Annotated in this window: 6 protein-coding genes and 2 pseudogenes; 5 read left to right on the forward strand and 3 right to left on the reverse strand. The window is 66.0% G+C overall.

Features of this window, described 5'->3' with window-relative positions; genetic code table 11:
- Nucleotides 1-545: 545 nt before the first annotated feature.
- Together ACFUPX_RS32055 and ACFUPX_RS32060 are read left to right on the forward strand one after the other, a co-directional pair.
- A pseudogene (locus ACFUPX_RS32055) lies at nucleotides 546-785 on the forward strand (PTS sugar transporter subunit IIA); the annotation flags it as partial.
- Nucleotides 786-969: 184 nt separating this feature from the next.
- A complete protein-coding gene (locus tag ACFUPX_RS32060; protein ID WP_383330596.1) occupies nucleotides 970-1,338 on the forward strand; it encodes a low affinity iron permease family protein in 369 nt (122 codons plus the stop codon).
- Nucleotides 1,339-1,610: 272 nt separating this feature from the next.
- On the opposite strand, the gene ACFUPX_RS32065 is transcribed toward ACFUPX_RS32060, so the two are convergent.
- Nucleotides 1,611-2,510, reverse strand: coding sequence for a MerR family transcriptional regulator (locus ACFUPX_RS32065; protein WP_383330599.1), 900 nt, complete (start codon nucleotides 2,508-2,510; stop codon nucleotides 1,611-1,613).
- 84 nt (nucleotides 2,511-2,594) lie between these two features.
- Here ACFUPX_RS32065 and ACFUPX_RS32070 point away from each other — a divergent pair.
- From ACFUPX_RS32070 to ACFUPX_RS32080, 3 genes and pseudogenes are all read left to right on the forward strand, one after another.
- Nucleotides 2,595-3,341 (forward strand): annotated as a pseudogene (locus tag ACFUPX_RS32070) (KUP/HAK/KT family potassium transporter).
- Complete coding sequence (locus ACFUPX_RS32075) at nucleotides 3,293-3,598, forward strand: hypothetical protein (RefSeq protein WP_383330601.1); 306 nt, start codon at nucleotides 3,293-3,295, stop codon at nucleotides 3,596-3,598. Before ACFUPX_RS32070 ends, ACFUPX_RS32075 begins: the two are co-directional and overlap by 49 nt.
- Before the next feature lie 576 nt (nucleotides 3,599-4,174).
- Nucleotides 4,175-4,747 (forward strand): hypothetical protein, encoded by a 573-nt coding sequence (locus ACFUPX_RS32080; protein ID WP_383330604.1) that lies wholly within the window; start codon nucleotides 4,175-4,177, stop codon nucleotides 4,745-4,747.
- Nucleotides 4,748-4,996: 249 nt separating this feature from the next.
- Here ACFUPX_RS32080 and ACFUPX_RS32085 read toward each other — a convergent pair whose 3' ends face one another.
- Complete coding sequence (locus ACFUPX_RS32085) at nucleotides 4,997-5,485, reverse strand: RHS repeat-associated core domain-containing protein (RefSeq protein ID WP_383330606.1); 489 nt, start codon at nucleotides 5,483-5,485, stop codon at nucleotides 4,997-4,999.
- A gap of 435 nt (nucleotides 5,486-5,920) precedes the next feature.
- Nucleotides 5,921-6,106, reverse strand: coding sequence for a hypothetical protein (locus ACFUPX_RS32090; protein WP_383330609.1), 186 nt, complete (start codon nucleotides 6,104-6,106; stop codon nucleotides 5,921-5,923).
- Nucleotides 6,107-6,698 lie beyond the last annotated feature (592 nt).

Consider the following 6,698-nt stretch of genomic DNA (forward strand, 5'->3'; position numbering starts at 1 on the left):
TGCTGCGCAAGCTGCGGTGCATCCTGCCACCGCCGGGGGCTCTTGTCCTGCCCTCGGGATTTCGTATGGGTAACACGTTCGATCTCCACCGCGTCAACTCCCCTATAGCATCGGCACCTTACTGCGCATCAGCTACCGAACTGACGGCGAGGGCGGTTGGAGACGCAGAGGGGTTTTCTCCCCGTAACGCCCGACACCGACGAGGGCTCCGTCACGGCCTCGGCACCGCTTCATGCCACGAACCCCGCGCGACGCCATAGGCTCAGGGACTGACCCTTGAGCAGGTCGTTCTCTTGCAGAAAGGCGGCGAGCTTGGCGAAGCCGTCGATCCTGGCCTGGCGGTGGTGGGGGTTGGAGCGCGTCTGGCGGACGGCCTCGCGCGCATCGAGGCCAGAGCGCCGGACATCTGCGGGTTGATGAACTGCAGGTCCATGAAGGGTCCGCCCAGTCCCGCCAGCCGGCTGGCGAGCTGCTTCTCCAGGGGTCGTGCCGCCGGGGACCTGCTCGTGGCGAACGGCGTCAGTACGGACGCCTACACCCAAGAGATGCTCCGCACGGTGGAGGAGAACGGGCCGTACATCGTCGTCGCCCCCGGCTTCGCGTTCGCCCACGCACGGCCGTCGCCCGCCGTGCATCACACCGGCATGTCCTGGGTGCGTCTTGTCGAGCCCGTCCCCTTCGGCCACGACACGAATGACCCGGTCCGCCTCGTCGTCGCCCTGGCCGCGACGGACGCCTCCGCACACACTCAGGCAATGGGCGCCCTCGCCCGGCTGCTTGGAGACCCGCAGACAGTGGATGCCCTCGACCAGGCGCCGACCCCCGAGTCGGTGCGGCAGATCCTCGTGAGGGCCGAGGAGCCCGCCGAGTCGACTGAGCCCGCCGCGCCCGCCGCCACCAAGGCCGCACGCGGTTCCCGCGGCACGCACACGATCCTCACCGTCGAACCGACCAGGGATCATGGTGGACATGACCACCGAACATCCCGCCGAACGGGGCGGTACCGGGCGCGGCTGGTTCGCCGCCTTCTCCGACCGGGCCTCAAACGTCACCAGCTCTCCGCTTTTCTACCTACTCTGCGTACTCCTCGTCCTTGGCATGGTCGTGGTGCACCTGGCACACCTGTCGACGCCCTGGCTGATCTTCGCGGGTGACGTCATGACGGCCATCAACCTGCTCCTGCTCACCCTGCTGAAGAACACTGAACGGCGCGACACTCGCGCCGTTCAGCGCAAACTGGACGCCATCGCCGCGGCGATCCTCGAACAGCGCGAACCAACGAGCCACACCGCTGTCGATGACCTGCGGCGCGTGATTCGCATGGAGGAGGAGCAGTAACAGATCGCGTCGCCCCCAACGGCCGCGCGCGCACCGCGGGGCGGCTCCGGGGCCAAGGGCGCGCCGAGGTCCAACGGGTCCGCGAAGTCACCGTCCGGCCCGTCGCGGATACCTATTCTCAGCCCGAAGCCCTGGCTGCACCATCCTGGGAACACCCCCGCGTTTGTGGGGTGTTCCCGGCCAAGACGATCTGGACCGACATGGTCAAGGCCTCCCTGCCGACGTGGCGGTGTTCCAGCAGCCGGGCACGGCGGCATGACCGTGGTGGAGGGTCAGTCTTGGGCGGATAGTTCTTCGGCCAGTTCCATACAGCGCAGGCGGGCCGGCGAGAAGTCGTAGGGCATCTTGCCGGTGGCTTCGAACACACTCATGGAGTCAGCCTTCCGTCTGCCAGAGCTGAGGTCGACCTCGTCCTCGCCGTCATCGGCGGTAGCCGGGTGCAAAGTGTCCCAGGCGTCAAAGAGGGCATCGTCGTCCCTATCCAGGCCGGACTCCTCGATGACGGCCTGCAGGGCGCTTTCGAAGGCGTGCCGCTCGACGGCTACTTGAGCCACCCGCGGATCATCAACGGCGACGCTGTCATCGAGTGCCTCCTCGGCGCCGTCGATACGGTCGGAATCCTTCCGCAGAGTGGGATGCGTGGCCAGGACGACGAAGCGGGTGGCCTGGACGGCCGCGCCGAGCGGGCCGAAGATCCGCTCAGTGACCAGCAGACTGTCCAGGTCCGCCTGACGCAGGGAGCCCTCGGGCAGGCTCTTGAGGCGTTCGGTGACGAAGTCGGAGAGCAGGCCCATCCGTCTGCCTTCGGCGCGCATCCGCTGAACGGCGCTCCGTTGCCGCCGCAATTCCGCCTCCTGCTCGGCGAGGGTTTCCTCCAACCGCTCCAGGATGCCCGCGGTACCGTCTCCGCTGTCCGCCCCGGCGGAAGCCAAGCCGACGGTGAAGGCGTCACGGATGTCGTCCAGGGCGATCCCGGCGTCAGCCATCTTGCGAATCCACAGCAGGCGGATCATGTCCTCGTACCCGTACCGGCGGCGGCCATCGCCTCCCCGCGCAGGCTCGGGGAGCAGGCCGATCTCGTGGTAATGGCGAATCGCCCGTGGCGTGCTGCCGGCGAAGGCCGCCGCGTCACCGATCTTGACCTGGCGCGGTGGCATGAAAGAGGAATGCATGAGCAGAGACCTTTTCTCAATGAATCGGGACGTCAGTCCACGGGACCACATGCCGCTACGGAAGGTGCAACCCCATACACCGACATGGGGCACTTCGGCCGGCGGGCGATCACCCGAAACTGGCTCTTCCTGGTACAGCCCGCCTGCGTCCTGAGCTACCTGGGACAGGGTGCGCTGATCCTCAACGATCCGGACAGCATCAGCAGCCCGTTCTTCCTGCTCATGCCCGACTGGGGCCGCTGGCCGATGGCGCTCCCCGCGACGGCGGCGACGGCGACGGCGATCGCTTCCCAGGCGGTGATCACCGGCGTGTACTCGGTCGCCTCCCAGGCGGCCCAGCTGGGCTACCTGCCGAGGCTGCGCATCGCGCACACCTCCGAATCCACCATCGGCCAGATCTACGTCCCCTGGATCAACTGGCCGCTGATGGTCTTGGTCCTCACCCTGGTCTTCACCTTCCGCTCCTCCGCGGCGCTGGCCTACGCCTTCGGCATGACGGTCACCGGCACCATCACCACCCTGCTGTTCTTCTCCGTGGCCAACGCCAAGTGGGGTACGCCACGCTGACTGCTCGTCATCGGCGGTGGCCTGCCCCTCCTCGTGGACCTGCTGTTCGTGGCGGCCAACATGACCAAGCTCGTCCACGGCGCGTGGCTACCACTGCTGATCGGCCTCACCGCGTTCACCGTCATGACGACCTGCGCGGCGGCGAGGCTCCCACACGCCAGGTACCCGGCACGGCTGTCTTCCTCAACCGAAGCAAGGAGACCGCACCCCCGGCCATGCGTGCCAACGGCGAGCACAACCACGTGCGGCACAAGCAGGTCGTGATCCGCACCCTGCAGACCGATCCGGTGCCCCGCGCCCCGGCCGACCAGCGGATCGTCGTGGACGACCTCGGATACGGCGACGACGGAGTCATCCACGTCACCGCCCGGTTCGGCTACATGGAGACACCGGACGTGCCAGGCACACTGGCCATGCTCGACACGGCCGAATCGGAAGGGCCGCTGCAGCTCGAACAGGCCTCCTACTTCCTGTCGAAGATCGAGCTACGGCGCGGGAAGGCGCGGACGATGGCGCCCTGACGCAAGCGTCTGTTCATCGCCACCTCTTACATCACATCCAACGCCGCCGAGCACTTCCGCCTGCCCCGCGACCGCACGGTCATCATGGGCTCGCACATCGAGGTGCGGGAACACCCGACACCGTAGGGACGGGCACGCGTCAGACGGCGGGCACGGCAGCAGACCTTGCCTCTCACGACCTCTTCCCAGGGCGGTCAGAGCGAGATCTACAGGCAGTGCCGCTGCGGCCCACGGCCGCTGCCAGCCCTACTGCATGCCCTGCCCTTGTCAATGCACCTCCCAACTTGATGCGCTCGCTCTGGTCGTAGGCCCAGTTGGTCGTGGAGCCGCTCCTGGTTGAGTTCAGGGGAATCAGTTCGATTGGGTGGAGTGACACATTGCGGGTAATCGGCAATCCGAGTGGCCGATAGCGGCCTCGTTCTCTGAGTTACGGGAGTATTCCTTGCGGGCTGCGGAGATGACGGAGATAAGAAAAGCGGCGGGGCCGACGGCGGTAACTCGGACAAGGCGTTCTCCGGGCAGAGCGCCGACGAAATAGCAGACAAGGCCGTCGCAGCCACGAAGAACGCCAAGTCCATGCATATGAAGGGCGATGCGCAGCAGCCCGACGGCAAGACGGTGAGCGTGGACCTCTCGGTCGACCAGCAGAAGAACTGCGACGGCGGCATCGAGATGGAGGGCGCCCAGGCGGACGTGCGGCACACGGGGGGCACGTTGTACCTGCGCGGCGACGAGCAGTACTGGAAGGCCGCGTTCAAGGGACAGCCGGGTGCCGCGAAGGCGGTGCCGAAACTCAAGGACAAGTGGGTGAAGATGCCCGCCGACGACACGACCAGCAAGAGTCTGTGCGACAAACAGGCGCTGATGGCGTCGATGGATGAGAACAAGTCTGAGCGCAAGGGCATGAAGAAGGGCGACACGACCACGGTGGACGGTCAGGAAGCCCTCACGCTCACCAAGAAGACGTCGGCCGGTGAGACGCTGACGCTACTCGTCGCCACCAAGGGCCAGCCGTACATCCTGAAGAGCACCACTGAGGGCGGAAAGAACCCGAGCACCGCCATATTCAGTGACTACGACAAGGCTGTACAGCCGCCGAAGCCCGCGGCTGATGACACCGTCGACCTGAACAAGCTGGCGGCCTCATAGCGTTCTGCGGCCCCGAGGCTGCGGGCTCGGGCCTGTGTTCGGCTTCGTGCTCCACGCGCGAAAGGCACTGCCTGCTAGCAGCAGTGCACCCTTTCGCTCACTTCCTACGTTGGCGTACCAGCTTTGCCAATATGGCGACACCGAGAACCACGACCACGGCAACGAAGAGAATCTGGCCCCAAACTGGGAAGTCAGATCCACCGCCACGCCCGGCTGCACTTAGAGTCACCATGTCTTCGTCATCCTTTTCTAGAAGGTGTATTGGGCTTTCGCGGAGCATCCAGGGCTGGAGTACTGGATGCTGAGCCCGGCCGTGGTGTCGCCCTCGGCACTCACCGATGCCCCGTCGTCATTGACGGCCACGCCTCCTCCGACGCACGCGCCGAAGGCGCATACCTCGCCACTGATACCGAAGGACGCCAGGCCATTGGTATCGATGCGGTTGACGGGGTCGCCTTCGGCGTAGGGGTACGGGTTCTTCTGCTGGCCGGGTGGGTCAGGGCTGTTGAAGCGGCCGATGTTGGGGTCGTAGTAGCGGGCGGCGAAGTGGTAGAGGCCGGTGGGGTCTTGGTAGCCAACGAACCGGTAGGGATGGGAGACCTTTTCGCTGCCTGCGCCCGGGTGACGCCGCGGGGGCTGTAGGAGTAGGAGTGACCTCGCGCCGGACTCGTCGGCGACCGCCACGACCGAGCCAAGGGCGTCAGTGAGGTAGTAGTAGGCCTTGCCGTCACGGGCCATGGAATTGAGTGTGCCCCCGGGTTCCCGGTTGAAGCCCGTGTCCACACCGGCAGTTGAGGTGGCGGCGAGGCCGATCGGCCCGTAGTGGAAGAAGGTGTCGCCGAGCTTGATGCGCTCGCTCTGGTCGGCTGGCTGTGGTCCGACCAGGTTTCTCCCGTCCGGGTCCCTTCAGGGGTCGGCGCCGCCGCGGTCTCGTGGCCTTCCTTGTCGTAGGACCAGTTGGTGGTGGAGCGTTCTTCGCGGTGATCTGCTGGGCGTCTGCAACCAGAGCGCGAAGACAACCCACCCGCTCCCCCATGCTGCGCCTGGCGCTGCCCTCGCCGGAGCCGACCACAAGAACCTCGTCACACCAGCAGCACGGGGTGTTGGTCGACGAAAGACGGGATGGGAGCAAGGCGAGTGGTGGTTGTTGTGGTTCGCGGGCGCGTACTACGTCTATTGGAACGTCAGCCAGACAACAAGGCTGACAGGGACGAGGGCACAGGCCAGGCCGAAGCTCAGGAATGCATAGGCCAGCGCCTTGAAGGCCTTGTGCGACTGAGCCCGAGACGCCGCGAAGCACGTGAAGCTGACGATGGCGAGGCACGGCAGAGTGATGAAGAAGAAGCCCAACGCTGCCATGATTCCCCGTCAGCCGACCGCCCTACAGCCGGAAGTTACAGGAGCCACCGCGTTCAGCCGCCACCGGGCCAGGGGCGGTCGGACGGCGGATACGGACCGACCTCAAAGCCTGAGTGCGTCCGGGCCCGACAAGGACAGCAACTGGATCAGCAGCGGCGAGTGACATCAAAAGTCACCTCGATTGATCACGCAGAGAAGAACCCAGGGCTCCCCAACCCACCGCGAAATGACCTCCCGCTCAACCTCCGCAGCCATGCCGCCACCGGCGGGGCCACACCACCGGCGTGGACACAATGCACACGCCCGTGCAGGCTCTCCCGATTCATGCTTGGTCCCGCGACATTGCCTCACGGAGTTACGGGCGCTGCGTCTCTCGCGCAGGTGTCGGCCAATGCCCTGAGTTTGGGTGTCAGGTCGGGGTGCTCTCCCCTGGATCTGGATACTGACTGGAGAAGCTGGGCACAGACGGTCAGGAAAGCCACTTTGCCAGGAGCGTTGTCGAGGAGCCTGCTGAGTTCGCTATGGGCGCTCTCGGCCGTAGCGGGAGCAAGTTGGGCGTAGGCGTAGAAGGTTGCGGCGTCCCAGCCGCGGG

Source organism: Streptomyces sp. NPDC057302, assembly GCF_042667685.1.
In the GTDB taxonomy this organism is placed as follows: Bacteria; Actinomycetota; Actinomycetes; order Streptomycetales; family Streptomycetaceae; genus Streptomyces.

Bases quoted from the DNA above. Each gene is read 5' to 3' on its own strand.
- ACFUPX_RS32060 (WP_383330596.1), top strand. From the start codon at position 970: ATGACCACCGAACATCCCGCCGAACGGGGCGGTACCGGGCGCGGCTGG.
- ACFUPX_RS32065 (WP_383330599.1), bottom strand. From the start codon at position 2,510: ATGCATTCCTCTTTCATGCCACCGCGCCAGGTCAAGATCGGTGACGCG.
- ACFUPX_RS32075 (WP_383330601.1), top strand. From the start codon at position 3,293: ATGCGTGCCAACGGCGAGCACAACCACGTGCGGCACAAGCAGGTCGTG.
- ACFUPX_RS32080 (WP_383330604.1), top strand. From the start codon at position 4,175: ATGCATATGAAGGGCGATGCGCAGCAGCCCGACGGCAAGACGGTGAGC.
- ACFUPX_RS32085 (WP_383330606.1), bottom strand. From the start codon at position 5,485: ATGGCCCGTGACGGCAAGGCCTACTACTACCTCACTGACGCCCTTGGC.
- ACFUPX_RS32090 (WP_383330609.1), bottom strand. From the start codon at position 6,106: ATGGCAGCGTTGGGCTTCTTCTTCATCACTCTGCCGTGCCTCGCCATC.